The sequence below is a fragment of the Mycobacterium sp. IS-1590 genome (assembly GCF_001500025.1).
Taxonomy (GTDB): domain Bacteria; phylum Actinomycetota; class Actinomycetes; order Mycobacteriales; family Mycobacteriaceae; genus Mycobacterium.
Genome location: NZ_LQIW01000045.1, coordinates 194,765 through 221,426 on the forward strand (window position 1 = coordinate 194,765; position 26,662 = coordinate 221,426).

The window sequence follows — 26,662 nt, forward strand, 5'->3', positions numbered from 1 at the left end:
CAGCTATCGCCGGCGTCGACCGTTGTCGACAAATCCGTTCACCGCGTATGCGCGTACGAAGTCGGCCACGGCGTCGTCGTTGCGCATATCGATCACTGCTGACGGAGTAGTGAACAGAGAGAACAGCATTCGGGAGAACCATTCACACGCCGACGGTACATCGAGGTCCGAACGAACCTCACCAGTCAGCTTGGCCGCGGTCACATAAGGGGTCAGAAAATCAGCGCATTCCTTCAGGAGCGTGGCGGCGTTCTTGGTCATCATGAGGCTGACTTCTGCTGCGTCGAAGTACGCCTCGGGCTCGACCACCCGACGCGCCTGGGCGACGAAGACCGCGGCGCGCACCAACCGCCCCTCCAGCGTGCTGCCCCCGTGGCGGTCGATGGCCTTGGCCATGTTGCGGTAGAACCGTTGCGACGCCGCCTCGGCGCACGCTTCCACGATCGTCTCCTTATCCCGGAAATACTCGTAGAAGGTGCTGCGTGACACATCGGCCGCGCGGGCGATGTCGACGATGGTCGTCTTCGCCAGCCCGCGCGTGCGGAAACAGGAGAAGGCGGCCGAGATGATGACATCCCGGGTGTCGACCTCCACCGATTGGGTCATGTCAGACGCCACCGCACGACATTAACCGCTCAGCGGTCCGGTGCCAGGATGAGGCCGCTGGTCGGGACGCCGGTGCCCGAGGTCACCAGCACATGTTCGACATCGTCGACCTGGTTGTACGAGGTGCCGCGGATCTGGCGGACGCCTTCGGTGATGCCGTTCATCCCGTGGATGTAGGCCTCGCCCAGTAGTCCGCCGTTGGTGTTGATGGGCATCCTGCCGCCCAGCGAGAGCTCGTCGACCGACACGAAATCCTTGGCCTCGCCACGACCGCAGAATCCGAGTTCCTCCAGTTGCGTGAACACGAACGGGGTGAAGTGGTCATAGAGGAAGGCGGTCGATATATCGTCCGGCTTCAATCCGGAGTTGCGCCAGAGCTTGTCGCCGACCACGCCCATCTCGGGAAGGCCGGTGATGTCCTCGCGGTAGTAACTGGTCATCACCTCGCCGTCGTATGCGGCGCCCTGGGCCGCGGCCGTGATCACGGCGGGCGGCCTGGCGAGATCACGCGCGCGCTCGACACTGGTCACCACCATCGCGACCCCGCCGTCGCTCTCCTGACAGCAGTCGAGCAGACGCAGCACCGGCTCGATGATCCAACGTGATTCCTGATGCTGTTCAAGGGTGATCGGCTTGTCGTAGAACCAGGCATCGGGATTATTGGCCGCATGCTTGCGGTCGATGACGGAGATCTTGCCGAAGTCGGCGTTGGTGACGCCGTACGTGCTCATATAGCGCTGAGCGTGCAGAGCAACCCACGCCGCCGGTGTCATGAATCCGAACGGGGCATACGGGGCCATCCACAGCGGGGTGACGCCGGGTTGGCGTCCGGCACCACCGAACCGAAACCCGGAGCGCTCGTTGAAAGCCCGATAGCAGACCACGGCCTCGGCTGCACCCGTTGCGACCGCCATCGCGGCCTGCATCACGGTTCCTGCGGCGGCGCCGCCCCCGTGCGGCACCCGGGTGAAGAAGGTGAGGTTCTCGATGCCGACGTTGCGGGCGACCTCGATCTCTTCGTTCTCGTCTACGGAGAACGTCACCATGCCGTCGATGTCCTTGGGGCTCAAGCCCGCATCTTCGATGGCCGCTTTGACCGCTTCACAGGCCAGCTGCATCTCGGTCCGGCCGGATTCCTTGGAGAACTCGGTCTGACCGATGCCGACGAGCGCAGCCTTGCCGCCGATGCCGTCTTTCGTCATGCTTCGGGTCACGAGACACCCTCGAGCAGGCTCAGCACCGCCGTGCCCTTCACGTGATCGCCCAGGCTGTTGGTGCCCTTGAAGGTGACCTCGACGAGTCCCTCGCCGGCCGCCGAGGACTTGTCGGTGACGCTGCCTTCGAACCGCAGCGGGTCGTTCGGATAGGCGGGCACGCCGAGTCGGATGGACAGCTTCTTGACCATGGCCTCGGGTCCCGCCCAGTCGTGCAGGAACTTCACACACAGCCCGTTGGTGGTCAGGATGTTGAGGAAGATGTCCTTGGAGCCTTGGGAATTGGCGAAGTCACGATCGTGGTGCACCGGCATGTAGTCGCGGGACGCGATCGCGCCGGCGACGATCAGCGTCGTGGTGACGGGAACGTCCAGCGGCGTCACCTGGTCGCCGACGGAGACGTCGTTCCACGCGAGCGTGGTGGTTCGGTTCAATGTGGAGGTCACTGGTTTGGTCCTTCCGCGTATGTATTGCCGAGCCGGGCCAGCTGCTGTGATGCCGATCCGAGCGCGAGTTCAATCTGCTTGGCCCACAGGAAGTAGCGGGACAGGGGGTAGGTGACGTCGATGCCCATGCCGCCGTGTACCTGCTGGGCGGAGGCGGTGACCCGCGCGCCGGCCTCGGCGGCCCAGAACTTGGCGATGGCCGCTTCGCGCTCGGCGGGCCTGCCCTCTGCGATCAGCCAGGCCGCATGCCAGGTGGTCCAGCGGATCGCTTCGGTGTCGATGAACGCATCGGCCAGACGCTGTTGTACGGCCTGGAACGATCCGATGGGACGGCCGAACTGTTCACGCTCGCTGGTGTAGGACGCGGCGAGCTTCAGCGCACGGTCGGCGACGCCGATCTGCATCGCGCACAAACCCACCAGCGCTCTGCTGTACAACGCGCGGACGATGTCGGCGTCGGCCCGCTCGGTGAGCCGCGACCCGATGGCATCAGTCAATTCGACGTCGGCGAACGGCTCGCCGTTGGTCGTGGGCGCAGGAGTCACATCTACGCCGTTGCCGTCGGTTTCGACGACGAACAAGCCGGGCCCGTCTTCCGCGGTAGCCGATACGACGATGGCCGACGCGATCTGCGCCGCGGGCACCAACTCCTTGGCGCCGGTGATCCGCCAGCCCTGCCCGTCAGCCTTTGCGGCGGTTCGCGATGCGGTTGGATCCGAGCCGCCCGGTTCGGCCAGCGCCGCGGTCAACAGGGTGCTGCCGTCGACCACCCCGGGCAACCACCGCCGCTGGAGCTCCGAATCACCGTGCCGGGCAATGGTGTCTGCGCCGAGGGCGAGCGTCGCGTACACCGGGACCGGCGCAACGCTGTACCCGACCTCACTGAGCAGCACGCCCAACTCGAGAAAACCACCGCCGGTGCCGCCGACGGATTCGGGCAGCGCGACGCCGAGCAAGTCGGCCGACGCCAACTCGGACCACAGTGCGGCGTCATACCGCACCTCGCCGGCCTCGAGCGCGGTCAGATGCTCTGGGGTGGCGCGGTGCTCGAAGAGCTGTCGGGCGACCTTGGCGACGGTCTCCTGCTCCTCGGTGAAGGTGAAATCCATGTGTCGCTTTCCTCTAGTTCAGCGCGCCGGCCGAAACTGGTGCAACACCAGCTGTTCCCCGCTTGGCAGAGCCTCGAAGGTCTCGTAGAAGACTTCGACGGGCATTCCGACCTCGATCGCCTCGGGCTCGATATCGCACAGGTTCGACACGATGCGAACACCTTCATCGAGTTCGATCAGCGCGACCACGTAGGGATACTCGAGAAAGGGCAGCGGCGGGTACTTCGGCATCACAAAGCTGTAGACCGTGCCGCGTCCGCTGGAGACGACGTAGTCCCAGTTGAGCGACTGGCAGCTCCCGCACATCGGTCGCGGCGGAACGCGGAAGGTCTTGCAGTCGGTGCAGCGCTGGATGCGAAGCTCATGATCCTTGAGCCCGGACCAGAAAAACTCCGTGTCCGGACTGATCGAGGGGGCGAGTCTGCTGGCCATCAGTCACTCCCACCCGTCTTGAACCGCAGCGTGCGAAACCACTGGCGGCCGATGACTTCACCGTTTTGATCGCGGTAGGTGGTCACCCATGTGACGAAGAACCCGTTGCCCATGGCCGTCTTCTTCTCATCGGAGATCGAGTCGAAGACCGTCTCGGAGGTGATCTCGTCTCCCACCCGCGGATAGCGCTCGATCTCGAATTCGGAGTTGGTCGCGATGATGCCGGTGTAGCCGGCGTCGGCGAGAAACTGCAGCGGATTCTCACCCTTCATCTCGATCGGCACACCGCCGCGCTCGTGGATGCCCTCCAGCTTCGGCGGCGGCATCGTCCAGGTCTGCAGCATCACCGGTGGTGACACGATGTCGCCGTAGCGGGAGTTCTTCGCGAACTCGGGGTCGAGGTAGGCCGGGTTCATGTCGTTCAGGGCGTACGCCCAGTGGCGAATCATCGCCGCATTCACCGGGTCCGGTGCGCGCACCGGCTTGCCGACACCGTCGGTGGGCTTGCCGATGAGCGCGTCGAGGCGTTCGCGCAGTTCGTCTTTCGCTGTGGTCACTGCTGGATTCCTTTCTCAGGACGCTCGCATGTCGCGGGGTGCGCGTGGCATCCCGAGGCCCGCCATGGCGATGATGTCTCGTTGCAGTTCGTTCGCGCCGCCTCCGAAGGTGTTGATGACGGCGAGGCGGTAGGCGCTTTCGAGTTCCCCCTTCAGAGGGGCGTCGGAGCCCCTGCGGGTGCCGGCCTGGCCGACGACGTCGAGAAGCTCGCGGGCCACCTGCTGGGTGAGTTCAGTTCCGAAGACCTTTGCCGCGGAGGCCTCTCCCATGCCGAGTGCGCCGGAGCTCATGTTGCTGTTGACCCGCAGGTTCAGCAACCGGTAGGCAGAGACCTGCGCCTCGACACGCGCGAGGGCCTGTTGCACCCACGGCTGGTCGATGACGCGTCCGTCGTCCAGCGGTGTGGTCCTGGCCCATTCCACGGTCTTGGCGAACAACGGTTCGAGTGCACCGAGGTTGCCGAGCGCCGCGCGCTCCAGGTTCAGCTGGTTGGTCACCAGCTTCCAGCCTTGGTTCTCGCCGAGCACGATCGCGCTCTCGGGTACCCGCACGTCGTCGTAAAACGTGTAGTAGGTCGACACGCCGGGCATGGTGTGCAGGGGTTTCCACGAGAACCCCGGCGAGTCGGTCGGCACGATGAACACGGTGATGCCCTTGTGCTTCTTGGCTTCTGGATCGGTGCGCGCCGCCAGCCAGATGTAGTCGGCGAACTCCGCGCCGCTGGTGAACATCTTCGAGCCGTTGATGACGAACTCGCTGCCGTCGCGCACCGCGGTCGTCCGCAGCGAGGCGAGATCGCTGCCCGCCCCCGGCTCGGAGTAGCCGATCGCGAAGTCGACGGTGCCCTTGAGAATCGCGGGAAGAAACTTCTGCTTCTGTTCCTCGGTGCCGTATTGAATCAGAGTGGGTCCGACGGTGTTGAGCGTGATCATCGGCAACGGCGCATGCACGCGGCGCGCCTCCTCGCTGAAGATGTACTGCTCCAGCGCGGTCAGCCCGCGTCCGCCGAACTCCACGGGCCATGCGACACCGAGCAGACCGGCCTCCCCGAGTGCGCGCCTGCATTCGGCCATCGCCGCGCCACCCTCCCTCAGGCCGGAGACCGCCGCACGCCGCTCGGGGGTCATCACCGCCTCGAGGCGCTCCCGGAACTCCGCGCGGAGTCGCTCTTGTTCGGGGGTGTAGTCGAAGTCCATCACACACTCGCTTTCAGGCGCACCGGCATGCGTTTGACGCCCGGCACCATCGTGGCGCGCAGGCGGGTCACGTCCCCGGTCAGCTCGATGCTCGGATAGGTACCGAAGAGCACCTCGAACATGATCCTGGCCTCGAGCCGTGCCAGTTGCGCGCCCAGACACGCATGCTCGCCGGCGCCGAACGCGATGTGCGGGTTCGGGTTCCGGGTGATGTCGAACTCCTCGCTGGTGGGGCCGAAGATCTCCTCATCGCGGTTGGCGGCGCCATACAGCATCACCACCGTGTCGCCGGCCTGAATCTTCTGGCCGCGGATTTCGACGTCGGCGGTGGCTCGTCGCGCCATGTGCGTCACCGGACTGGTGTAGCGCAGCATCTCCTCGACCGCGCATGTCAGCAGCGACGGGTCCGAACGAAGCAGTGCGAACTGATCGGGATGATCCAGCAGCACAGCCGTACCGAGCGCGATGAGGTTGCGGGTGGTCTCGTTGCCGGCCACGAGGAGAAGGAAGGAGAAGTTGAGCAGATCGGCGTCGGTGAGGCGTTCCCCCTCTACTTCGGCGGCGGCCAGGATGCTCAACAGATCGTCCTGTCCGGAGACCTCGCCGGAGCGCCGGGCCTCGATCAACTTGGTGAAGTATTCGTACAGCTGACCGAGTGCGACCAGGTGATCCAGCTCGATGTCGGGGTCGGCGGTGCCGACGGCGGCATCGGACCAGGTGCGGAACTTTTCCCAGTCTTCCGGTGCGGCGCCGAGCATTTCGGCGATCATCCGGGTGGGTAGGGGAGAAGCGATCTCCTCGGCGAACTCGTACTCGCGAGAGGGATCGATGTCATTCACAATGCCGTCGACGATCCGCCGGATCGTGGGTTCCAGCAACGACACTTGCCGGCGGGTGAATCCCGCGTTGATGAGTTTGCGCAGCTGCCGGTGGCGCGGCGGATCGGTGAAGATCAGGTTGCCTTCTTGGACAGGCTCGGGCTGGCTTGGATCGGGAATGGTGATGCCGTGTGTCGACGAGAACAACATCGGGTGACCCGAGACGAAGCGCACGTCCTCGTACTTGGTCAGCGCCCAGAAGTTCGTGACGTCGTTCCACACCACGGGAGTCGTCGCGCGCAGTTCCCGGTAGGCCGGGTAGGGGTCGCCGGCGTAGAAGTCCGGAGAGTGGAGAGGATGCGCGGAGGTCGGTCGGGGTGTGGATTCAATGGGCACGCAGGCGCTCCTCAAGCCATCGGGCATCGGACAAATCAGATGTAATTGTCCGGTGAGACTGTGTCTACCGCACGCGAGATGACCGTGTCAATGTGCATCGCCGCAGCATAACGGCCACTAACGTTGACTATGTGGCCTTAGCCGGTGTACACAAAAGGCGCAGATGTCGGGCATTTGAGCCTCGGTGAGACGGCTCGACGGCCCGCAGCCGTAACGAGGAAGGTCCAGTGATCTGATGGCCGCATCCACCCTTGTCGACGACTACGATCTCTACATCAACGGCAGTTGGGTGAAGCCGGAAGGCGGCCGATACGACGTCATCGATCCGGCGACCGAGGCCGTGATCGCGTCGGCGCCCGACTCCGGGGTGCCGCAGGTCGAACAGGCGATCGCCGCCGCGCGAACGGCGTTCGACACCGGGCCGTGGGCGACGGCCACACCGCAGGAGCGGTCCCGGTGCTTGCAGCAGTTGAGCGATGCGTTGCTGGCCCATGGCGACGAGATCTACGCGCTCGCGCAGTCCGAGTGGGGTTGCACAGCAAACGAACGGTTGATCCACGTCGACGGTCCCGCATTCATGGCGGGGCACTCCGCCGAACTGGCGCTCGAGCCGGCCGAGGCGCCGATGGACGCATGGGGGGCCGCGGGTACCACCCTGTTGCGGTACGAACCTCTCGGCGTGGTGGCGATCATGACGCCGTGGAACTTTCCCCACACCCTCAACGTGATGAAAGTGGGTGCGGCGCTGGCCGCGGGCAACACGGTTGTGCTGAAGCCGTCACCGCTGACGCCGCTCGCCGGGTTGGCCCTGGCCCGGATCATCGACTCCGAGACCGATATCCCGCCCGGCGTCGTCAATGTCGTCACTCCGACCGGCATCGATGCGAGCAAGGTGCTGACCCTGGACCCGCGGGTGGACATGGTGAGCTTCACCGGCAGTTCCGCGGTCGGCCGCGACGTGATGGCGGGCGCGGCGAAGACGATGAAACGGATCCTGCTCGAATGTGGCGGCAAATCGGCGTCGGTTCTGCTCGACGATGTCGAGGTCACTGACGAGCTGCTGGAACGGCTGTTGTTCGAGGGGTGCACGCTGCACGCGGGGCAGGCGTGCATCCTCAACAGTCGGCTCGTGGTGCCCGCGGCGCTGCACGACGAGGTCGTCGGCCGGCTCGCCGAGAAGGCGCGCGCCGTGACGGTCGGCAATCCCGTCGAGGACGGGGTCGACATGGGGCCGCTGATCAGCAGCGAGCACCTCGAGCGGGTGGAGGGCTTCGTCCAGCGCGCTGAATCCGATGGCGCAAAGGTGGTCACGGGCGGCGGGCGTCCCCGAAGCCAATCGGGTGGGTTCTATTTCGAGCCGACGATATTGACCGATACGAGCCCCGATTCGTACATCGCGCAGGAGGAGGTCTTCGGGCCGGTGCTGACCGTGCTGCGCTATGACGGCGACGACGAGGCGGTGGCGGTGGCGAACAACTCCGCGTACGGGCTCGGCGGTGCGGTGTGGGGCACCGATGTCGAACGCGCCGTCGGCATCGCACGGCGTATCAGGACGGGTCAGGTCTCGATCAACGGCACCATCCCCGGCGACGCCCCGTTCGGAGGTTTCAAACAGAGCGGCATCGGGCGTGAGGGCGGGGTCATGGGATTGCGTGCGTACATGGAGCCCAAGGCGATCGGGGTTCCGGCGTGAGCCCCAGAGGCGACGACGCGCGAGCATCGCAGCGAGTACCGCAGGAACGAGGAACGCAGCGAGGAGCGCAGCGGGGAGGAGTCGAGGCGTGAGCGACGCTTGCGAGCGAACCATCGATCCGGGCGAAGCCCTGGCCGGACTGCGGGTCGTCGAACTGGGCAGCGACATCGCGGCACCGTACTGCACCAAGCTCCTGTCCGATCTCGGTGCCGACGTCTGCAAGATCGAGCCACCGACGGGTGATCCGCTGCGCGCGTGGGGACCGTTTGGCGAAGGTTCGCGGGAGCACGGCGGGTTGTTCGAGTATCTCAACGCCGGAAAACGAGGCCTTACAGTCGATCTCGGAACGCCGCGAGGTATCGAACAAGCCCACGAGTTGATCTCCGCAGCCGACCTCTTGGTCGAGGATCTGCCGGCCGGGTCGGCCGAGCGGTTCGACTGGGGACTTGATCGCGAGTCGTTACAGCGGATCAACCCCGACCTCGCGGTGGTGAGGATCTCGGACTACGGGCAGGAGGGTCCCCGGCGTGACCAGCCGTCGACATCACTGACCCTGCAGGCGGCGTCGGGGTGGGTGAACGTCAGGGAGTTCGACCGACCGCCCGTGCAAGCCGGAGCGCGTATACCCGAGTACATCGCGGGAGGCTACGCGGCGCTCGCGGCGCTGACCGCACTGCGCATCGTGGACGCCGAGCCGGGCCGGCTGGTGGAGGCCGATGTCTCGGCGTTCGAGTCGCTGTTGTGCACGCTGCCTTATCCGATGCTGATGGCCGAGCGGCTGAAAAGCATGGGGCTGCCGACGAATTCGAAGGCCGCACCGATGCTGGGTATCGTCCGCGCGGCCGACGGCTGGATCGGCATCAACTGTTTGACCGGGCAGCACTGGCTGGATGTCTGCGCGATGATGGGGCTTCCCGAATTCGGCGAACACCAGCTGGCGATCATGTTGGGCGGGCCGGAGCGCGATGAGTTCTTCGCGAAGGCGCAGCCTTGGCTGGACTCGATTTCGGTCGGCGACCTCGTCGAGCTGAGTCAGGCCATGCGGATTCCGGCCGCCCCGATCTACGACGGCTCCTCGATTCAGGACTGCCCGCAGTACCGCGACCGCGGCTTCTTCGTCGACGGCGGACCCGAGGATGCGCGCTTTCGACGGCCGGGGGCGCCGTTTCGGCTGTCGAGGACGCCAGTGGAAGCGCCGCGGCCCGCGCCGACGCTGGGTATGGCGGGCACTCCCCGGTGGGAGTCGCGGGAGCAGCCCAAGGCCGGCGTCGAAGGTGACGCATCGCAACCGTTCGCGGGTTTGAAAGTGTTTGACCTCAGCACGTTCTGGGCGGGTGCGTATCTCACCTGCTATCTCGGCGCGTTCGGCGCGGACGTTGTCAAGGTGGAGTCGGTTCAGCGACCCGACGGGCATCGCTACTCGGGTTCGCTGCTGCGCAACAGCGACCAATGGTACGAGATCGGGCCGCTGTGGCAGGGCACGAACCTCAACAAGCGCGACATCACCCTCGACCTCGGTACCGAGGCCGGCCGGGAGTTGGCATTGCGACTCGCAGCGGATGCCGATGTGGTGGTCGAGAACTTCTCGCCGCGGGTGGTCGAGCAATTCGGGTTGGACTACGACTCACTGGTACGAATCAACCCGGGTGTGGTCATGGTGCGCATGCCCGGGTTCGGCCTCGAGGGCCCGTGGCGGGACTACGTCGGCTGGGCCCTCAACATCGAACAGCTGGCCGGGATGTCCGCGGTCACCGGCTACGCCGACGGTCCGCCGTGCAACCTACAGGGACCAGCGGACCCGATCGCCGGCGTGCACGCCGCGGTCGCTTTGCTCGCGGCGCTCGAACATCGGCGCCGAACCGGTGAGGGCCAGCTGATCGAGGTGGCGCAGATCGAGGTCGGCGCCGCGGTGACGGCCGAACCCGCTATCGAGTATTCGTTGACCGGACGTGTGCGCGAGCGCGAGGGCAATCGACACCGCCGTTATGCGCAGGGCGTTTATGCCGCTGCGGGAGAGGATGATTGGGTGGCACTTTCGGTGCGCGACGACGAGGATTGGACCGCCGTGACCGACGCGATCGGCCGCCCCGAACTGCGCGACGACCCGAGATTCGCTTCAGCGGAGGCACGGTTGCGCCACCACGACGAACTCGACGAGGTACTCGCGGAATGCACGGCCGCACGGGAGGCCGAGGAGTTGGCCGACGCGCTACTGGGGCGCGGCGTGCCCGCGCAAAGGGTGATGACCGCGGATCGGATGTACGACATCGGTCAACTCGACGCGCGCGGATTCTACGAAGACCTCGAACATCCGATCGCGGGCCGTCAGCGCTTCCCCGGCTGGCCTTTTCGGATCACGCCCGGACCGTCGCGGCATCACCGCACCCCGTCTCCGACGCTCGGCCAACACAACGACGAGGTGCTGGAAGCGTTGGGGCTACGCCCCGAGGAGATCTCGGCCCTGCGCGAACAGCAGATCATCGGTGAGCGCCTACTGAACGCCTAGCTTCGTCGAGATCGAAATGATGCAGGGAAAGTTCGAGTGACCTTCTGCATCAGTGCAATTTCGCGCTACGGCACCATCGCGGCGATCGTGTCGACGACGCAGGCCGGTCGGTCGGAGCCCTCGACCTCCACGGTGACCCGCACCGTGGCCCTGGCGCCGTTGTCGGTGCGGTCCACCTTGATCAGCTCTGCGCCCGCACGGATGCGCGAGTCGACGGGAACGGGCGCCGGGAACCGCAGTTTGTCCACGCCGTAATTCACCTGCATCGACAAGCCGGTCACCTTGTAGATCTGTTGGACGAGAATCGGCACCAACGACAGCGTGAGATAGCCGTGAGCAATGGTCTTACCGTAGGGGCCGTTCGCCGCCTTCTCGGCGTCCACGTGGATCCACTGGTGGTCACCCGTCGCCTCGGCGAACAGGTCGATCTCCCTCTGGGTGACCTGGCGCCATGCGCTGTACCCCAGATGCTCGCCCACGTGCTCTTCGAAAGCGGCGATCCCGTCGTACTCCGTCGGCGACGCTTTCGTTTGCGTCACGCCGGGACCTTTTGCAGTCCCAGTTGCTCGATGGCGTTGCCGCCCATGATCTTCGCCTTCGTGGTGTCCGACAAACCCTCCAGTCGGTCGACGAAGCTCAGCGGATCGCCGATGCCCTCGGGGTGGGGGAAGTCCGAGCCGAACATCACGTGGTCCTCACCCATGATCTCGACGATCCCCTTGATGTCGTCCTCGAGGAACGGGTGGATGTAGACGTTGCGCTTGAACACCTCGACCGGATGCTCGTCGAACTCCTTGGGCATCGTCCGGTACGCCTTGTCCAACAGGCGCAGAAGGTTTCGCACCCAGCCGCTGCCGTTCTCGACCACGAGGACCTTCAGGTCGGGGAAGCGCGAGAGCGCACCGTGGCAGATCAGCGCGGCCAGGGTGTCCTCCATCGCCCGGAAGCCCATCACCACCTCGCGCAGTGCGCTGGGCTTGAACGAGAGGTACTCGTCGCCGCCCTCCCATTCCATGAGGTGCTTCTGGTAGCCGCTGTCTGCCGCGTGGAACGTCACGGGAATGCCTGCGTCGACGACCTCCTGCCAGAACGGGTCGAACTCGGGCAGCCCCATCGAGCGCGAACCCCCGAACCGGCTCGGCACCGGGGCAGGCCGCACGAGGAACGTCTTCATGCCGCGCTCGAGGCACCAGCGGAATTCCTTGATGGCCTCGTCGACCAGCGGCAGGCAGATCACCGGCGTGGCGAAGATCCGGTCTTGGTAGTTGAAGGTCCAGTGTTCATGCATCCACTCGTTGAGGGCGTGGATGATCGCATGGGTCAGGACGACATCGTCGGTGGTGCGTTCCTCGATGAGGCTGGCCAGCGTGGGGTACATGACGCACTGGTCGATGCCGAGTTCGTCCATCAGCTCCAGCCGGGGTGCGGGCGCCTGGAAGGCAGGGATGACATCCATTGGCTCCCCGACGAACTCCCGGAAGTTCAGCCCCTCGGGGTTGTTGCCGAGGAAGTAGTCCTCCGCGCTGCCCGGGCGAGCGACGCGTTCGAACGTGGGGTTGGGGATCATATGGCTGATGTGGTCCTTGACGACCAACTTGGGCCGCCCATTGACCTCGACGTAGCCGACCTTGCCGCGGTGCTGCTTGGGCAGATACTTGGTGAGAGCGTCGGTCGTCTCGTACATGTGGTTGTCGATGTCGAAGACCGGGTACGGCAGGGACCGGGTAGGCATGTGGCCGACCTCCTAAGAGCAGCGAATATGATCATTTACGGCTAGTGAGAACGACGTTATCACCATGCATTGGCGACATCCATATCGGCTCAAGTGCCGAGTTCCTTCCAGGCTTGGACCACGTCATCCGTCGTCGTCACCGTCGCGAGCAGCGCCAATGAGTTGTCGATGACCGACTCCGCGTACTCCCGCGGATACCCGCTCACCGCATCGCGCGGCAGCACGAACTGGTAACTGCGGTTGACGGCGTCCATCACGAAGTTCGGGATCGCGATGTTGACCGAAACACCAACACCCACAATGGTTTTTATGGTCAGGTTACGAAGGACCGAGTCGAGGTCAGTGCCGGTCATGGGGCCGACGCCATGCAGGCGGGTGAGGACGATGTCGCTGGGGGCCTGATTCAGCTCCGGCAGCACGGAGGCACCCGGGCTTCCGGGTGTCAGGTCTGCGGCGAAGGATTTACCCGCCATGAACAGCCTGGCATTGGTGTTCGAACCGCGGTTGTCGGGGCGCTTCTGGATCAGGCAGTGCACCACCGTCACCCCAGCGGCGCGGGCCGCATCGAGCAGTCGCGCGATGTTCGGGATCGCCTCGCGGCGTGCCTCTTCTGCGAGCATCGGTAAACCGGCTTGCGGTCCGATCACTCCGCCCTGGCACTCCTGGGTGACCAGCGCGGTCGTGGCGGGATCGAGGAGGTCTTGCAGACGTGGTTTCGGCATGAGAACACACGTTATCGTGCGGCGGCAACTTGTGTTTACGCCGGAGCCAAGTACGTCGCCCTATGTGATGAACTCCTCGGCGAACGCGCGAGCGCGATCGATCACCTCGGCGCGGTCGGCGCCCTGTGGGGCGATGGTCAACCATGTCACGCCCATGGCTTCGAGCTTCGCGATGGTGGCGTGCCGTTCGTCGGCGGACTTGGTGTCGTCGAGCAGGTTCCCCGCCGAGAAGCAGATGTCCAGCGGCTCGGTTCGACCGACTTCAGCTGCGTATTTCTTGGCCCACACGATCGCGGCCTCGAGGTCCTCGAGGGAGGAGATCTCCGCGGTTCGTGACGCCGCCGCGTAGCCGAAGGTGTTGAACGGTGCCCACCCCTGGGCGCGAGACACCGCGCGACGCACGGCGGGCTTGCTGTTGCCCCCCACCCAGATGGGCGGGGCCGCAGGCACCGGTCGCAGACGCACCCCGCGCGCGGCGAACGACGACCCTTCGTAAGCGACGTCATCACCGGTCATCACACGGCTCAGGACGTCGAGCGCCTCGTCCAGCAGCGTTCCCCGAGCGTCGAAATCAATTCCGAGCGCCTTGAACTCCGGTTTCAGATAGCCGGCCGCCGTGCCGAGGATGAGGCGGCCGCCGGACAGGACGGCGAGGCTCTGAATCGACTTCGCACCCAGGAAGGGATTGCGGTAGGCGGCGATGTAGACATTGGTCAGCAGCTTCACGTCGCTGGTGGCCGCAGCGGCGAACGATAACGCGACGAACGGATCGAGGGCGTGGTGGCCGCCGTGGTCGAGCCACTTCGCATCGGGCGCCGGGTGATCGGTGACGTGCACAGCGGCGAATCCGCTGGACTCGGCGGCGCGCGCTATCTCGGCGATCGCTTCGGCGTTGACGAATTCCGATGCCTCCTCCACCCGCTGCGTGGGGAGTTCAAGCGAATAGGAAACGGTCACGGTCGTCCTTCCGGCTGGTGGCTTGATGATGTGACGAGATCTGCCAGGCGTTGTGCGTGGTAGTCGGGGGTGCCGAAGATCAGTTGGGTGGCTTTGGCGCGACGGACGTAGAGGTGTGCGTCGTGCTCCCAGGTGAACCCGATGCCGCCGTGAATGCGCATGTTGTCCAGCGCCACCTGAAGGAACGCTTCCGAACAGGCCATCTTGGCCACCGAAGCCGCCACCGCCTGGTCCTCACCCTCGGGCAGTACGGCGGCGTGCCGCACGGCCGATCGCGCCCCCTCGACCAGCACCAGCATGTCCGCGCAGCGATGTTTGACCGCCTGGAAGCTGCCGATGGCACGGCCGAATTGGATGCGTTCCTTGGCGTAGCCCACGGCCATGTCGAGGCACCGCTGCGCCGCTCCGAGCTGTTCGGCGGCCAGCGCGATGACCGCGACTCGGTGTGCGCGCTCGAGGACGGGCGCGGCCGCGCCGTCGGTCCCGATGAGTCGCGCAGCGACGCCGTCGAAGCTCAGTTTCGCGACTTTGCGAGTCCGGTCCAGCGTCGTCAACGGTTCGCTGCTGAGTCCCTCGGCGCCTGCCTCCACTGCGAAAAGCGATGTGCCAACGGCGGTATTCGCCGCTGCCAGAACGGTATTGGCCGTATGGCCGTCGAGGACAAGCGCGGCGTTCCCGCGGAGCCGATAAGAGAGACCGTCGCTGTGTGCCGACAGCGTCACGGCGGCGGGGTTCCATGGATCGAGGCTCCCGTTGAAGATCACGGTGGCGGTCCTCGACCCGTCGACGAGTGCGGGTAGGTACTCGCGCATCGCGGCCGCGTCACCGCTGGCGAGCAGCGTGGGGATCGCGAGCGCCACGGTGGACAAGAACGGGGCGCACAGCAAGGCCGCGCCCATTTCTTCGAAGACGACCGCGAGTTCGGGCAGGCCCGCGCCGGCACCCCCGAACTCCTCGGGCACGGCGATCGCGGCCAGGCCGAGGTCGGCGGTCAACTCGCGCCATACCCGCTCGTCATAGCCGGGTGCAGAATCCATCGCGGCCCGGACGGCGCTGCTCGGCGACCTGGCGGTGAGGAAATCGCGGACTGCCTCGCGCAGGTCGCGGTGATCGACCGCCTCAGCCGTGGACATACGAACCTCCCACTGCCACGACGGCGAATACCGTTGCTGCAGTCATGCTTTCCTTCCGCACTGGCGCGCTACCCATCGCCGCGGCGATGGGCCCGACGAGGGCGGTACCCGATCGAGACAACCCCGGATAGGCATTACCGATCGAGGATAGTATCTTTTCCTGAAAGAGAGAATAAGCATTCTCGCACGAAGGAGCGGCGCGGTGACCACCATTGATTACGGCATTTTCGACTGCGACACGCACTGCTACGAGACACGCGACGCTTTCACCCGGTACCTACCCGCGGAGTTCAAGGACCGCGCCATCACGACCGTGCGGGGGGCCGACGGAGTTGAGGTGATACTCGCCGGTCATCGCGTCGCGACGTTCAACAGCGAGGGCGGCCTCGGCCTGGACGTGGCGTATCGGCCGGGTTCGCTCAAGGAGATGCTGCGCCAGATGGGCTCGGGCAACCCCGAGGAGTCCTACGAGCCGCAGCCCATGCAGCCGGAATACATCGAACGCTCCGCGCGGCTGGCGGTGATGGCCAAGCAGAACGTCGAGCGGATGGTGATCTATCCGAGCGGAATGGCGCTGGCCGCCGAACACTACGTCGACGACACAGCGGCCCTGTACGCGAATCTGCGGTCGTTCAACCGCTGGATCGACGACGAGTGGGGCTTCGACTTCGAGGGCCGCATCTACGCGACCGCGCTGTTGTCCCTGCGCGACCTCGATTCGGCGATCGCCGAGACCGAGGCGATCATCGCGGAGGGTGCGAAGTTCGTGATGCTGCCGACCGGACCCGCCTACGGGCGGTCGCCGGGCGATCCGTATTTCGACCCGGTGTACTCGCGGCTGCAGGAGGCCGGCTGCGTGCTGGTGTACCACATCATGCCGTTCTGGTACTTCAATGCGATCTCGCCTGCCTGGGGGCACAATCCCGACCCGGCGTCCTGGCACATGTCGGCGTGGCAGTGGATGAACATCTACGGTCAGCGGCCGATCGAGGACACGCTCTCGGCGTTGATCTTCGACAATCTGTTCGGCCGCTTCCCAAAGCTCAACGTATTGGTCGCCGAGCACGGCGCCGAGTGGGTGCCGTTCTTCCTCAAACACATGGACAAGAGCCGCGGCATGGGCCGCAACGGCCCGTGGATCGGAGGCAAGCTGACCGAGCGGCCGTCGACGATCTTCCGGAAGCACGTTCGCGTCGTGCCGTACCCCGAGGACGACATCCCGGGCATCGTCACCAGCCTGGGTTACGACGACGTGCTGGTGATGGGTTCAGATTTCCCGCATGCCGAGGGGCTGGCCGAACCGGCGGACTTCCTCAAACTCCTCGACCCGCTCGACGACGCGGCGAAGCGGCGCATCATGCGCGACAACGCCGAACAGCTGCTGCTGCGGAGCTGACCACCGGTGGGCACTGAGGGAGATGCCGCCCTCGACGATGCGGTCGACATCGAACTGGTACGTGGCGCGGCGCGAGACTTCCTGGCCGGATGCGGAACGCGCGACTCCCTCAAAGACCTCGCCGCGATGGACTGGACGGGTCTACTGGTCGACGAGGGTCTCGGCGGCAGTGGGTGGCGCCCGGTGGAGACGACGGTGATCGCCGAGGAACTCGGACGGTCGGGAAACTCCACGCACTGGCTCGGCAGCGTCATCGCTGCTGCGGCCCTGAGCTCGGCGCCACCCGAAGCCCGTGACCGATGGTTGCCCGCCATGCTCGATGGGACGGGCGCGGCGGCGTGTGCCCTGGCCGCTGATGTCACGCGAGTGTCGGGCGCCGACTCGGTGGACATCATTGTCACGTTTGGCGCCAACGGGATTCAGCTGTTCGAGGCGGCCAACACCTTGCCGCGGGAAGTCGACGACGAACTGCTGGACGTCAACCGGCCGGTATGGCGTGTCGAACTCTCCGGTGCGCAGAACGTGACCATCGGTGGATCCGATCGAGCGGAGCAACTACTCGCTCTGGGCAGGATCCTGCTGAGTGCGGATTCGCTCGGCGCACTGTCGGCCACCTTCGAGCGGCTGGTGACCTATCTCAAGGACCGAACCGCCTTCGGTGCGCCAATCGCGAGTTTTCAGGCGGTACAACACCGTTTGGTCGAGCTGTTGGTGTTCGAGGCCAAGGCCCGCGCCGTCCTCACCAAGGCTGCCCGCGCGCTGTCCGCCGGTAGCGCCACGAGCGATGCGGTCACGTTGTCCGTCGTTGCGCACTCCTTCATCGCGGCGAACACCACGGCGGCCGTCGACGAGTGCATGCAACTTTCGGGCGGCATCGGATTCACGTGGGAATACCCGCTGCATCATGAGCTACGACGGGTGTTCACGAACGCGTGCCTACTCGGCACGGCGCGCTCCAGCCGCGCCCTGTTCGCCGACAGGGCCGGCTGGTGAGCGCCCCGCGGACCCGGCCCACCGAGGCCGAACTTGTCGAGTTCCGAGACCGCGTCCGGGCACACATCGCTGAGCACGCACCGCCGTTCGAGGCCCGAGAGGGACACCGGGCACCGGAGACCGACGAGCAGCAAGCACTGCTGCGCACATGGTTCGCCTCGCTGTTCGACGCGGGATTCGTCGGCGCGGACTGGCCCGTCGAATACGGCGGCCGGCCCGATCACCATCCCCTGCATGATCGGATCGTCTCCGAGGAAATCCTGCGTGCCCGCGCCCCGCGCCCCGTCGATCAGGTCAACCTGGCCGCCCACGTGCTGCTGCGTTTCGGAACCGATGAGCAGAAATCCGCTCTGCTGCCGCCGATCCGGAGCAGCGAGCACGTCTGGTGCCAGCTGCTCAGCGAGCCCGATGCGGGCAGCGACATCGCAGCCGTGCGCTGTAAGGGCACCCCGCGGCCCGACGGGTCATGGGTGATCGACGGGCAGAAGACGTGGATCACCGACGGGCACTGGGCCGACATGGGCTTGGCCCTGATCCGCACCGACCCGACGTCGTCACGTCATCACGGGCTGTCAGCGTTCATCGTGCCGTTGGCCTCACCGGGCATCGAGATCCGGCCGATCCGCACGATCAACGAGGCGATCGAGGTCAACGAGGTCTTCTTCGACGATGTGACGATCCCTCCCGACAGCCTGATCGGGCAGCCCAGCCAGGGCTGGTCGATCATCATGGCGGGCCTGGACTTCGAACGGTTCGGCATCGGCGGCAACGTAATCCTGCTCGAACTTCTCATCGACGATCTGGTCACGGTGGCCCGTCACGGCCGCGTCGATGACATGCCGGCACTGCAACACGCCGACATCCGGCACCAGGTTGCCGAGTTGGCCGTCGAGGTCGAGGTCGCGAAAGCCTTCATCGACGACCATGTCGAACGGCTGGTGGCCGGCGCCGAGCAGACCGGCGACGGTTCCATCGCCAAGCTCAGCTTCGCCGAGACGTATCACCGGGTTTCGGCCTACGGCGCGCAGCTGTCGACGATGGTCTGCACCGTCGCCGCCGATCCGGCTGTGGCGCTCGCCAAACAGCGTCTGAAAGAATGCTGGCTGTGGTCCCGTGCATACACCGTGTCCGGGGGCAGCTCTGAAATGATGCGCAACATCCTGGCCAAACGACGCCTCCTGCTGCCGACGCACTGATGGCGCAAACCTATTGGGGTTTGATCCAAGCGGCGGCCCAGAACCACCCCGACCGCGTCGTACTCGTCGACGACTACGGTCGCAGCCTGACCAACAGCCAGTTGCACGATGCGGCGGAACGCACCGCCGCCGCGCTATTCGAACATGGCGTCACCAGAGGCACCGTGGTGACGTGGCAGTTGCCGACCACCCTGGAGACGATGGTCGTGATGGCGTCGCTGACCCGTCTCGGCGCGGTCCAGAATCCTGTGTTGCCGATCTGGCGCGAGAGCGAAATCCGTTTCGTCACTGCACAGCTCGGTGCCGAGGTGTTCATCGTTCCCGGTGTCTGGCGCGGCTTCGACCATGTCGCGCTCGCCGACGAGTTGATACGCGAACGACCCATGACGGTCGTGGTGGTCGACCACGGCGCGCCGATCACCGGCGAACTCCGGCTGCCGTCGGGTGATCCAGCGCTTCTGCCGACGCCGCCGGAGGACGCCGAGGAAGCGCGGTGGGTGTACTACTCGTCGGGCACGACCGCGGCGCCGAAGGGTATCCGGCACTGTGACCGCTCGGTGATCGCCGGATCGGCCGGGGTGGTCGGCATGTTCGGTGCCTCGAACAACGACATCAACCCGATCGCGTTTCCGGTCTCGCACATCGGCGGCGCCGCGATGCTGGCCGCCAGCCTGCTCACCGGTATGCGCCTGGTCCTGTTCGACACCTTCGACCCGGTCGCCACGCCGAAGGCCGTGGCCGCGCACCGTCCGACGATGCTCGGTTCGGCCACCCCCTTCTTCGTCGCCTATATGGCTGCGCAGCGCGAGCATGGCCCCGAGCCGCTCTTCCCCGATCTGCGCGGGTGTGTCGGGGGAGGTGCGCCGATCACGCCCGAGCTGGGACGCCAAGCACGGGAGACGCTTTCGGTAGCGGGAATCGCGAACTCCTGGGGCCTGACCGAGTTTCCGGTGGTGACCTCGCCGCCGCCGGACGGCGCACCGGAGGTTCTCGACCACACCGTCGGACGGCCGGTGCCGGGGGTCTCGATACGCGTGGTCGACGAGAACGAGCGCGAAGTGGGGGTGGGCGAGGAAGGAGAATTGCGACTCAAGGGGCCGCAGTGCTTCCTCGGCTACGTCGATGCGTCGCTGGACGCCGACGCCTTCGACGCCGACGGCTGGTTTCGCACCGGTGACCGAGGCCGGATCGACCACGACGGCAACGTCGCGATCACCGGGCGCATCAAGGACGCCATCATCCGCAACGCGGAGAACATCTCCGCACTCGAGATCGAGGGCGTGTTGGCCAGCCATCCCGCCGTCGCCGACGTCGCGGTCATCGGGGTGCCGGATCCGCGCACCGGCGAACGGGTGTGCGCGGTCGTGGTGGCCACCACTGACGTCACGCTGTCCGATCTCGCAAAGCACTGTCAGGACTTGGGTTTGAGTAAACACAAGGCACCGGAGCGGCTCGAGGTCGTCGACGAACTCCCACGCAATCTCACGGGCAAGGTTCTCAAGAACGAGTTGCGTGCGCGCTTCGCTCCTCGCTGATGCGTGCGATCTCCTGCAGCAGCGGCTCGGCCGCGTTGCGGGTTTCGCGGATGGTCATCTGACGTAGCGGGTGCACACCCAAGATCAGTCGCACTCGGGAGTTCGAGTCGAGCACGGGAGCCGAGATCGTCGCGACCGAATGCGCGCCGCGCAGGTTTTCATCGGGCACCATCTTGGTGGCGATGAACTCGACGCGAAGCTGGTCGACAACCGACCGCAGATTGCCCGGCACGGAGTCATCCGGCAGCGTGCCGATGGCGTGCACCGCCTCCGCGAGTGCCGGAGTCATCCAGTCGACGTCGTAACCCAGGCCGCGGGTGTGCGTCAACGCCGCGCGTAGGCGGTCGGCCAGAGACGCATCCCCCGCGGCGCCGCGTTGCACCCATGCCTCCTGTTCGGCTGCGGAATCCCAGGCCGCACAGGCAATGCCGAACGGCGGCGTGTACGGGATCCGATCGTTCGGAAGCGCCGCCGGCGGTGAATCCGACGGATTTTCGAACGCGGTGATAACCAGGTCGTCGCCGATGCGCTCGACGACAGAGGCCGCCATGCCGGTCTTTTCGGCGAGGCGTCGGATGGCATCGCGTGCGACCGCAGCGGTCGGACGCGCGGCGTCCAGGCGGGACGCGATGAGGGCCAGCGCTGGACCGAGATAGAACTCTTTGGTTACGGGATCGCGGGTGACCCACCCACGATTCTGAAGGCTCGTGAGGATGGCGTGAGCGGTCCCCTGGGAAAGGTCGAGTCGTCGCACGACGTCGGTGAACCGCATTCCACGAGCATCACTGCGGCTGAGGATTTCGATGATGTCGAGCACCCGCTCGGTCGGAGCTGAACCGGCCCCCTGCACCCTTGACTCCTTTTCGACCGGATCTTACGGTGATTCTGAAATACGAAGAAGTAATCTCGAATATTCGAGATTATCAGCCGACGAAGGTTGCGTCCATTGCGTGCAGTCGTATTGCGTGCCGGCGAATTGACCGTTCGTGAGACGGCCGACCCAGTCCCGGGTCCGAACGACCTGCTGTTGAAGACGCTGAGCACCGCAATCTGCGCGTCCGATGTCCATTTCATGGACCATCCAGAACTCGCCATCGACGATCCGACGGGTCGATCACTGTACGACGCCGACCGCGACATCGTCATGGGCCACGAATTCGTCGGCGAGGTCATCGGACACGGTCCCGGCTGTGGTGACGCGTTTCCGATCGGATCCCGGGTGACCTCCATGCCTATCCGGTTGGTGGACGGCGGAACCGGTGGTCTGCGCATCATCGGCCAGCATCCCGAGGCGCAGGGCAGCTTCGGTGAACTTCTCGTGGTGTCGGAGGCGACCGCGAGGGTCATCAACGGGTCCGTGTCCAGTGACGCAATCGCCCTCGTCGACGCTTTCGCTGTCGGCGAGTACTACGTGCGTGTCGCCGACGTTCAACCCGGGGAGATTCCGATCGTCGTCGGTGCTGGCGCCATCGGCCTGTCGGCGGTCGCGGCGCTGTCTGCTCGCGGTATCGAGCCGATCATCGTCTCCGACTACAACGCGGACCGCCGCGAACTGGCGCGCTCCGGATTCGGCGCACACGTCCTGCACGATCCTGCCGAACAGTCTGTGTTCGACGTCTTCCGCGACGTGCGCCGGCAACACCACATGTCCGGAACGGCGGTGGTGTTCGAATGCGTAGGAGCCCCGGGCCTCATCAACTCACTCGTCACGGAGGCGGACTTCTACACCCGCATCTATTGCGCAGGCGGTTGGTATACGGGGGACACACTGGACATCACCGAAGCAACCCGCCAGGGATTGACGTTGCGTTTCGGCGGTGGGCCGATGCCGGAGGACTGGTACGGCGTACTCGATGCGGTCGTCGACGGACGCCTCGACCCGATGCCCAGCGTCGGCAGAATCATCGGCCTTGATGACGTGCCCAGCGCACTCGACGAGGCGCGCAGATCCGACGGGCCGCCGCGAATCATCGTGCACCCGAACGGGGACGGCATATGAGTGATCGAGACGAGCTCGTCGAGCTGACGATTCGCTACGCGACCGCGATCGACACGGAGCAGTACTCGCTGCTGACCCAAGTTTTCACCGACGACGCGCAGGTGGACTACGGCGAGGTCGGTCAATGGACGGGCGGCGCCGCGGTCGCCGAGTTCATGGCGGCGGCGCACGCCATGGCGGCCCACACCATGCACCGCGTGTCCAATCAGGCCGTCGGCATCGACGGCGACACGGCCACGATGCGTACCTATGTCGACGCCTTGATCCTCCTCGAGGACGGATCGGGTGCGAATCCTGTCGGGTACTACGACGACCAGGCCGTATGGACCGCGGACGGTTGGCGGATCGCCCGTCGCTCCTACACGTCCGTTCGCCTGGCGGCGGTGCCGGCACCGTGACCGACATCGCCGCGAAGTATGGGCCGTGGGCACTGCTGGTCGGCGCATCCGACGGTGTCGGTGCTCTGTTCGCAGAGCGTCTCGCGAGCGAGGGCGTGAATGTCACGCTCGTGGCCCGTCGCCAGCACTTGCTCGACGAGGTCGCCAAGGGAATCCGCGAGCGCAGCAACGCCGAGACGCGGACAGTCGCCGTCGACCTCACCGAGCCTGACGCTTCACAAAGAGTCATCGAGGCGACCGATGACCTCGAGATAGGCATGCTCGTGTACTGCGCCGGCGGTGATCCGAATTACCAGCCCTTCCTTGTCAATCCGGTGTCCGCAGCCGAAGACCTGTTGCAACGCAATTGCCTGGTGTTGATGCGGTTGTGTCACCACTTCGCAGGCCAGATGGTCGAGCGGGGGAGGGGTGGCATCGTGAACTTCACGTCGGGTGCGGCACTGGCCGGTGGCCGAAACATGGTGGCTTACGGCGCAACCAAAGCCTTCGACATGGTGTTCACCGAGGGCTTGTGGGTGGAATTGCACGACAAGGGTGTCGATGTGCTCGGACTGGTCCTCGGCATGACAGATACCCCGGCGCTGCGGAAGCTGGAGTTCGAGCGCGGGCGCCTGGCGTCCATCGACGAGGTTCCCGAGGGCGCGGTCACTGCCGCAAGCGTCGTCGACGAGGCATTCGCCAACCTTGGCAACGGACCGACGATTGCCACCGGCGATGACGTCCGGATGGCCTTTGAGCTCTTCAAGTCCATGTCTCGCAACGAGGTGGTCCGATTGATCATGCAGATGTCCGCCGAAGTCATGGGTACCGACGACCGCGAGGGAAGTTAGCCACCGAGATGTTCACTCTTCGCTTCGACATGCGCGCGCCGTCGATCGGGGCCCCGCCGACGGAGTTGTACGCCGCAGCATGCGACATGGCGGAATGGGCGGAAACTCGAGGATGCGCAGCGGCGGTGTTGTGCGAACACCATTGTGCCGACGACGGTTATCTACCGTCGCCCTTGCTGCTGGGTTCGGCGATCGCCGCCCGGACCAAGCAGCTCATGCTGAATTTGGTGATTCTCCTTCCCTTCTATGACGTGGCACGCCTGGCCGAGGACATGTCGGTACTGGACCACATCAGCGGTGGACGGGCCACCTATGTGTTCGGAATCGGCTACCGCGCGCAGGAGTATGAGCATTTCGGCCTGTCGTTGTCCGAGCGTGGAAAGATCGCGGACCAGAAACTCGGCATGTTGCGCCGTTTGTTGGCCGGTGAGGAAATCGAGTACGAGGGTCGCCGGATGAAGGTGACACCACGACCTCGCACACCGGATGGTCCCATGATGAGCTGGGGTGGGGCCAGCCTTGCTGCCGCTCGGCGCGCCGGGCGGAACGGTCTCGGGCTACTTGCCAACGGCGGGGTACCCGGTATGCAGGAGGCCTACGAGAAGGCATGCCGCGACAACGGGTTCGAGCCCGGATTCATCTTGATCCCCGACCGCAACGCCGCCACCAACTGTTTCGTCGCCGACGATGTCGACGCCGCGTGGGAGGAGATCGGCGAGTACCTTCTGCACGATGCGATGGCGTACGCGGATTGGAACCCTGACAACACCGTATCGGCCAACATCACCACCGCCAAGACCGTCGACGAGCTTCGCAAGACGTCGTCGCATGTGATCCTGTCGGTCGATGAAGCGAAGGCTCGCCTTGCCGCAGGCGAAGTGTTCAATATCAATCCGCTTTGTGGTGGCATACCACCCGATATTGCGTGGCGGTACTTGAAGACATTCGCCGAGCTGGGCTAGTGGAGAGGAAGACATGAGCAGCGATCGCGTAGCCGTCAACGAAGAGATTGCCTTCCAGAAATGGGAGGGCTATGCCAAACCCATCGACCGCGGCCCGCCACGTGAATTTTGGTGAGAACTTCGTATTTGCAGCCGATTACGTGATGATGAGTCCCCATTTCAACGATGGTGCCCGCCAGTCGGCAGCCGAGATGTTCTCTGACGAGGTCGCGGCGGCCATGGCCAAGTACGCGCCCGACGGTGACATGCTCACCGCGGAATGGCGCATGTGGTGGAAGCACATGCCGGACTATCGCCTCGTCAGTCCGTTCGAATGTATTGCCGGAGACTGGGGCTTCTCGTCCTGCGACACCTACGCGGGGACGCTCGCCGACGGCACGGTGTTGGAACTGCGGGAGCGGGACTACATCTGGGTCAACGAGGATGGCAAGGTGACCCGTTGGGACTGGTTCGTCGACCCCGACAAGTGGGAGCAGTTGCTTTCGCTCGTCGGACTCGAAGCGAAGGGTTTGACGAGCCAGCAATACACCGTGAACTTTCTGCGTGAGGGCGCTGTCGATAGCTGATGCCCTAGCCAGCAGACTGCTGTCAGCGGTCGGCGAACTCGGTTAGACGCCGATCAGTTGTTTGAGGTTGCCGCCCATCACCCGGGCGGTGGTCTCGGCGGGCAGCCCCTCGAGTTCCTTGACGAAATCCGCCGGTTCGGCGAGGCCTTCTGGATGCGGGTAGTCCGAACCGAACATCACACGGTCGGCGCCGAGAATGTCGATGAGGTGCGACATGTCTTCCTCATGGAACGGGTTCACCCAAACATGTCTACGGAAGACGTCGCTGGGATGCTCGCTGAAGTCGTACGGCCGCTTGTGATAGACGCGGTCGAAGACATCGAACAAGCGGTGTGCCCAGGAGCCCCCGTTCTCGATCACCCCGATGCGTACCCCGGGAAAGCGCTCGAACACCCCGTGAGCGATGAAGGCAGCGAGGGTATCGAAGATATTGCGGCTCTCCTCGTAGATGAAGCCGCGCAGCTTGCTCAGCGCGAATCCGTTGAACTCCGCCGGGTCCTCCCAGTCGTCGACGTAGCGCTCATAGCCGGAGTCCGAATTGTGCATCTGCACCGAGATGCCCGACGACTCGACCAGTCGCCAGAAGTCATCGAACTCGGGCAGAGCGGCCGAGCGCGACGTGCCGTCTTCGCGCGGAACCGGGGCGGGACGGATCAGTACCGTCTTGGCGCCGTTGTCCAGGCACCATTCGAGCTCTCTGACACCCAGCGCGGGGTCGTTGAGCGAGATGGCCGGGACAGGGAAGATCCGGTTCTGGTAGTTGAACGTCCAGTCCTCGAGCAGCCAGCGGTTGAAGGCGTGCGTCACCGCATGCGTCAGCTCGGTGTCGGATTTCGTCCGCTCCTCGAGCATGCCGGCGGTGGTAGGAAACATCACGGCGCCGTCGACACCCTGACGGTCCATCAACGCCAGCCGCAGATCGGGGCGGCGGAACTCGTCGGGACACCGGATGGGCTCGGCCAGCTCCCGCAACGTCTTGCCTTCCGGATTCACGCCCCGGAAATAGTCGGCCCACGCGCCGGGGGTCGGAATCACCTCGTAGGTCGGATTGGGGATGGTCTCGGTGATGACCCCGAGGATCTGCAGCTTCTTGCGGCCCTTGACGTCGACGAACTTCAGCGCTTCCGAGTACTTCTCAGGCAGGTACCGCGTGTAGGCGTCGATGGTCTCGTACATGTGGTTGTCGGCATCCCAAACTTCGAACGCTCTTGAGTCATCCATCAGCACCTCCAACAGCTGAGAATATGAATTCTCAAGATAGCAAACGGC

Annotated in this window: 26 protein-coding genes; 11 read left to right on the forward strand and 15 right to left on the reverse strand. The window is 65.1% G+C overall.

Annotated elements, in window-relative coordinates:
* Positions 1-3: 3 nt before the first annotated feature.
* The 8 genes from AU197_RS20315 to AU197_RS20350 are packed head-to-tail and all read right to left on the reverse strand — an operon-like array spanning position 4 to position 6,775.
* Entirely contained in the window at positions 4-606 is a 603-nt protein-coding gene (locus tag AU197_RS20315; protein WP_064404825.1) for a TetR/AcrR family transcriptional regulator, read from the reverse strand.
* Between the two features lie 29 nt (positions 607-635).
* Positions 636-1,808 (reverse strand): lipid-transfer protein, encoded by a 1,173-nt coding sequence (locus AU197_RS20320; RefSeq protein ID WP_064404827.1) that lies wholly within the window; start codon positions 1,806-1,808, stop codon positions 636-638.
* A gap of 8 nt (positions 1,809-1,816) precedes the next feature.
* Positions 1,817-2,266, reverse strand: a complete 450-nt coding sequence (locus tag AU197_RS20325) for a MaoC family dehydratase (protein WP_064404828.1) — start codon at positions 2,264-2,266, stop codon at positions 1,817-1,819.
* Positions 2,263-3,375 carry an acyl-CoA dehydrogenase family protein gene (locus tag AU197_RS20330; RefSeq protein ID WP_064404830.1) on the reverse strand — a complete coding sequence of 371 codons (1,113 nt, stop codon included), beginning with the start codon at positions 3,373-3,375 and terminating at the stop codon, positions 2,263-2,265. Before AU197_RS20330 ends, AU197_RS20325 begins: the two co-directional genes overlap by 4 nt.
* An 18-nt stretch (positions 3,376-3,393) precedes the next feature.
* Positions 3,394-3,807, reverse strand: coding sequence for a Zn-ribbon domain-containing OB-fold protein (locus AU197_RS20335; RefSeq protein ID WP_064404832.1), 414 nt, complete (start codon positions 3,805-3,807; stop codon positions 3,394-3,396).
* Positions 3,807-4,364, reverse strand: coding sequence for an FAS1-like dehydratase domain-containing protein (locus AU197_RS20340; RefSeq protein WP_064404833.1), 558 nt, complete (start codon positions 4,362-4,364; stop codon positions 3,807-3,809). Before AU197_RS20340 ends, AU197_RS20335 begins: the two co-directional genes overlap by 1 nt.
* Before the next feature lie 15 nt (positions 4,365-4,379).
* Positions 4,380-5,561, reverse strand: a complete 1,182-nt coding sequence (locus tag AU197_RS20345) for an acyl-CoA dehydrogenase family protein (RefSeq protein WP_064404835.1) — start codon at positions 5,559-5,561, stop codon at positions 4,380-4,382.
* Entirely contained in the window at positions 5,561-6,775 is a 1,215-nt protein-coding gene (locus AU197_RS20350) for a cytochrome P450 (protein ID WP_502687893.1), read from the reverse strand. The genes AU197_RS20345 and AU197_RS20350 overlap by 1 nt, the downstream gene beginning before the upstream one ends.
* A 235-nt stretch (positions 6,776-7,010) precedes the next feature.
* Between AU197_RS20350 and AU197_RS20355 the strand changes: the two genes are divergently transcribed.
* Both AU197_RS20355 and AU197_RS20360 read left to right on the forward strand, forming a co-directional pair.
* Positions 7,011-8,468, forward strand: coding sequence for an aldehyde dehydrogenase family protein (locus tag AU197_RS20355; RefSeq protein WP_064404836.1), 1,458 nt, complete (start codon positions 7,011-7,013; stop codon positions 8,466-8,468).
* 139 nt (positions 8,469-8,607) lie between these two features.
* Positions 8,608-10,974, forward strand: coding sequence for a CaiB/BaiF CoA transferase family protein (locus AU197_RS20360; RefSeq protein WP_064405084.1), 2,367 nt, complete (start codon positions 8,608-8,610; stop codon positions 10,972-10,974).
* A gap of 65 nt (positions 10,975-11,039) precedes the next feature.
* Here AU197_RS20360 and AU197_RS20365 read toward each other — a convergent pair whose 3' ends face one another.
* The 5 genes from AU197_RS20365 to AU197_RS20385 all read right to left on the reverse strand — a co-directional run bounded on the left by AU197_RS20365 (position 11,040) and on the right by AU197_RS20385 (position 15,518).
* Positions 11,040-11,513, reverse strand: a complete 474-nt coding sequence (locus tag AU197_RS20365; RefSeq protein WP_064404837.1) for a MaoC family dehydratase — start codon at positions 11,511-11,513, stop codon at positions 11,040-11,042.
* Positions 11,510-12,706, reverse strand: a complete 1,197-nt coding sequence (locus AU197_RS20370; protein ID WP_064404838.1) for an amidohydrolase family protein — start codon at positions 12,704-12,706, stop codon at positions 11,510-11,512. The genes AU197_RS20365 and AU197_RS20370 overlap by 4 nt, the downstream gene beginning before the upstream one ends.
* Before the next feature lie 89 nt (positions 12,707-12,795).
* Positions 12,796-13,428, reverse strand: coding sequence for a cysteine hydrolase family protein (locus AU197_RS20375; RefSeq protein WP_064404839.1), 633 nt, complete (start codon positions 13,426-13,428; stop codon positions 12,796-12,798).
* Between the two features lie 60 nt (positions 13,429-13,488).
* A complete protein-coding gene (locus tag AU197_RS20380; protein WP_064404840.1) occupies positions 13,489-14,385 on the reverse strand; it encodes a TIGR03619 family F420-dependent LLM class oxidoreductase in 897 nt (298 codons plus the stop codon).
* Entirely contained in the window at positions 14,382-15,518 is a 1,137-nt protein-coding gene (locus AU197_RS20385; RefSeq protein WP_064404842.1) for an acyl-CoA dehydrogenase family protein, read from the reverse strand. The genes AU197_RS20380 and AU197_RS20385 overlap by 4 nt, the downstream gene beginning before the upstream one ends.
* 202 nt (positions 15,519-15,720) lie before the next feature.
* Between AU197_RS20385 and AU197_RS20390 the strand changes: the two genes are divergently transcribed.
* From AU197_RS20390 to AU197_RS20405, 4 genes are read left to right on the forward strand one after another with little or no spacing between them, the layout of a single operon-like run.
* Positions 15,721-16,914 carry an amidohydrolase family protein gene (locus AU197_RS20390; protein ID WP_064404843.1) on the forward strand — a complete coding sequence of 398 codons (1,194 nt, stop codon included), beginning with the start codon at positions 15,721-15,723 and terminating at the stop codon, positions 16,912-16,914.
* 6 nt (positions 16,915-16,920) lie between these two features.
* Positions 16,921-17,907 (forward strand): acyl-CoA dehydrogenase family protein, encoded by a 987-nt coding sequence (locus AU197_RS20395; protein ID WP_064404846.1) that lies wholly within the window; start codon positions 16,921-16,923, stop codon positions 17,905-17,907.
* The gene (locus tag AU197_RS20400; RefSeq protein ID WP_064404848.1) at positions 17,904-19,103 is read left to right on the forward strand and encodes an acyl-CoA dehydrogenase family protein; all 1,200 of its coding nucleotides are present in this window, start codon (positions 17,904-17,906) and stop codon (positions 19,101-19,103) included. The genes AU197_RS20395 and AU197_RS20400 overlap by 4 nt, the downstream gene beginning before the upstream one ends.
* A complete protein-coding gene (locus AU197_RS20405) occupies positions 19,103-20,638 on the forward strand; it encodes a class I adenylate-forming enzyme family protein (protein WP_064404850.1) in 1,536 nt (511 codons plus the stop codon). Before AU197_RS20400 ends, AU197_RS20405 begins: the two co-directional genes overlap by 1 nt.
* Here the strand turns inward: AU197_RS20405 and AU197_RS20410 are convergent.
* Positions 20,601-21,488: an IclR family transcriptional regulator gene (locus AU197_RS20410; protein ID WP_064404852.1), complete on the reverse strand. Its 888-nt coding sequence runs from the start codon at positions 21,486-21,488 to the stop codon at positions 20,601-20,603. The two genes, AU197_RS20405 and AU197_RS20410, sit on opposite strands and share 38 nt — an antisense overlap.
* A gap of 96 nt (positions 21,489-21,584) precedes the next feature.
* Between AU197_RS20410 and AU197_RS20415 the strand changes: the two genes are divergently transcribed.
* The 5 genes from AU197_RS20415 to AU197_RS20435 all read left to right on the forward strand — a co-directional run bounded on the left by AU197_RS20415 (position 21,585) and on the right by AU197_RS20435 (position 25,393).
* Positions 21,585-22,637 (forward strand): zinc-binding dehydrogenase, encoded by a 1,053-nt coding sequence (locus AU197_RS20415; protein WP_064404853.1) that lies wholly within the window; start codon positions 21,585-21,587, stop codon positions 22,635-22,637.
* Entirely contained in the window at positions 22,634-23,035 is a 402-nt protein-coding gene (locus tag AU197_RS20420; protein ID WP_064404855.1) for a nuclear transport factor 2 family protein, read from the forward strand. Before AU197_RS20415 ends, AU197_RS20420 begins: the two co-directional genes overlap by 4 nt.
* Complete coding sequence (locus tag AU197_RS20425; RefSeq protein WP_231745092.1) at positions 23,032-23,865, forward strand: SDR family NAD(P)-dependent oxidoreductase; 834 nt, start codon at positions 23,032-23,034, stop codon at positions 23,863-23,865. The genes AU197_RS20420 and AU197_RS20425 overlap by 4 nt, the downstream gene beginning before the upstream one ends.
* Before the next feature lie 8 nt (positions 23,866-23,873).
* The gene (locus AU197_RS20430; RefSeq protein ID WP_064404857.1) at positions 23,874-24,827 is read left to right on the forward strand and encodes an LLM class flavin-dependent oxidoreductase; all 954 of its coding nucleotides are present in this window, start codon (positions 23,874-23,876) and stop codon (positions 24,825-24,827) included.
* A gap of 71 nt (positions 24,828-24,898) precedes the next feature.
* Positions 24,899-25,393, forward strand: coding sequence for a nuclear transport factor 2-like protein (locus AU197_RS20435; RefSeq protein ID WP_231745094.1), 495 nt, complete (start codon positions 24,899-24,901; stop codon positions 25,391-25,393).
* Positions 25,394-25,435: 42 nt separating this feature from the next.
* On the opposite strand, the gene AU197_RS20440 is transcribed toward AU197_RS20435, so the two are convergent.
* Positions 25,436-26,614: an amidohydrolase family protein gene (locus AU197_RS20440; protein WP_064405088.1), complete on the reverse strand. Its 1,179-nt coding sequence runs from the start codon at positions 26,612-26,614 to the stop codon at positions 25,436-25,438.
* Between the last annotated feature and the right edge of the window lie 48 nt (positions 26,615-26,662).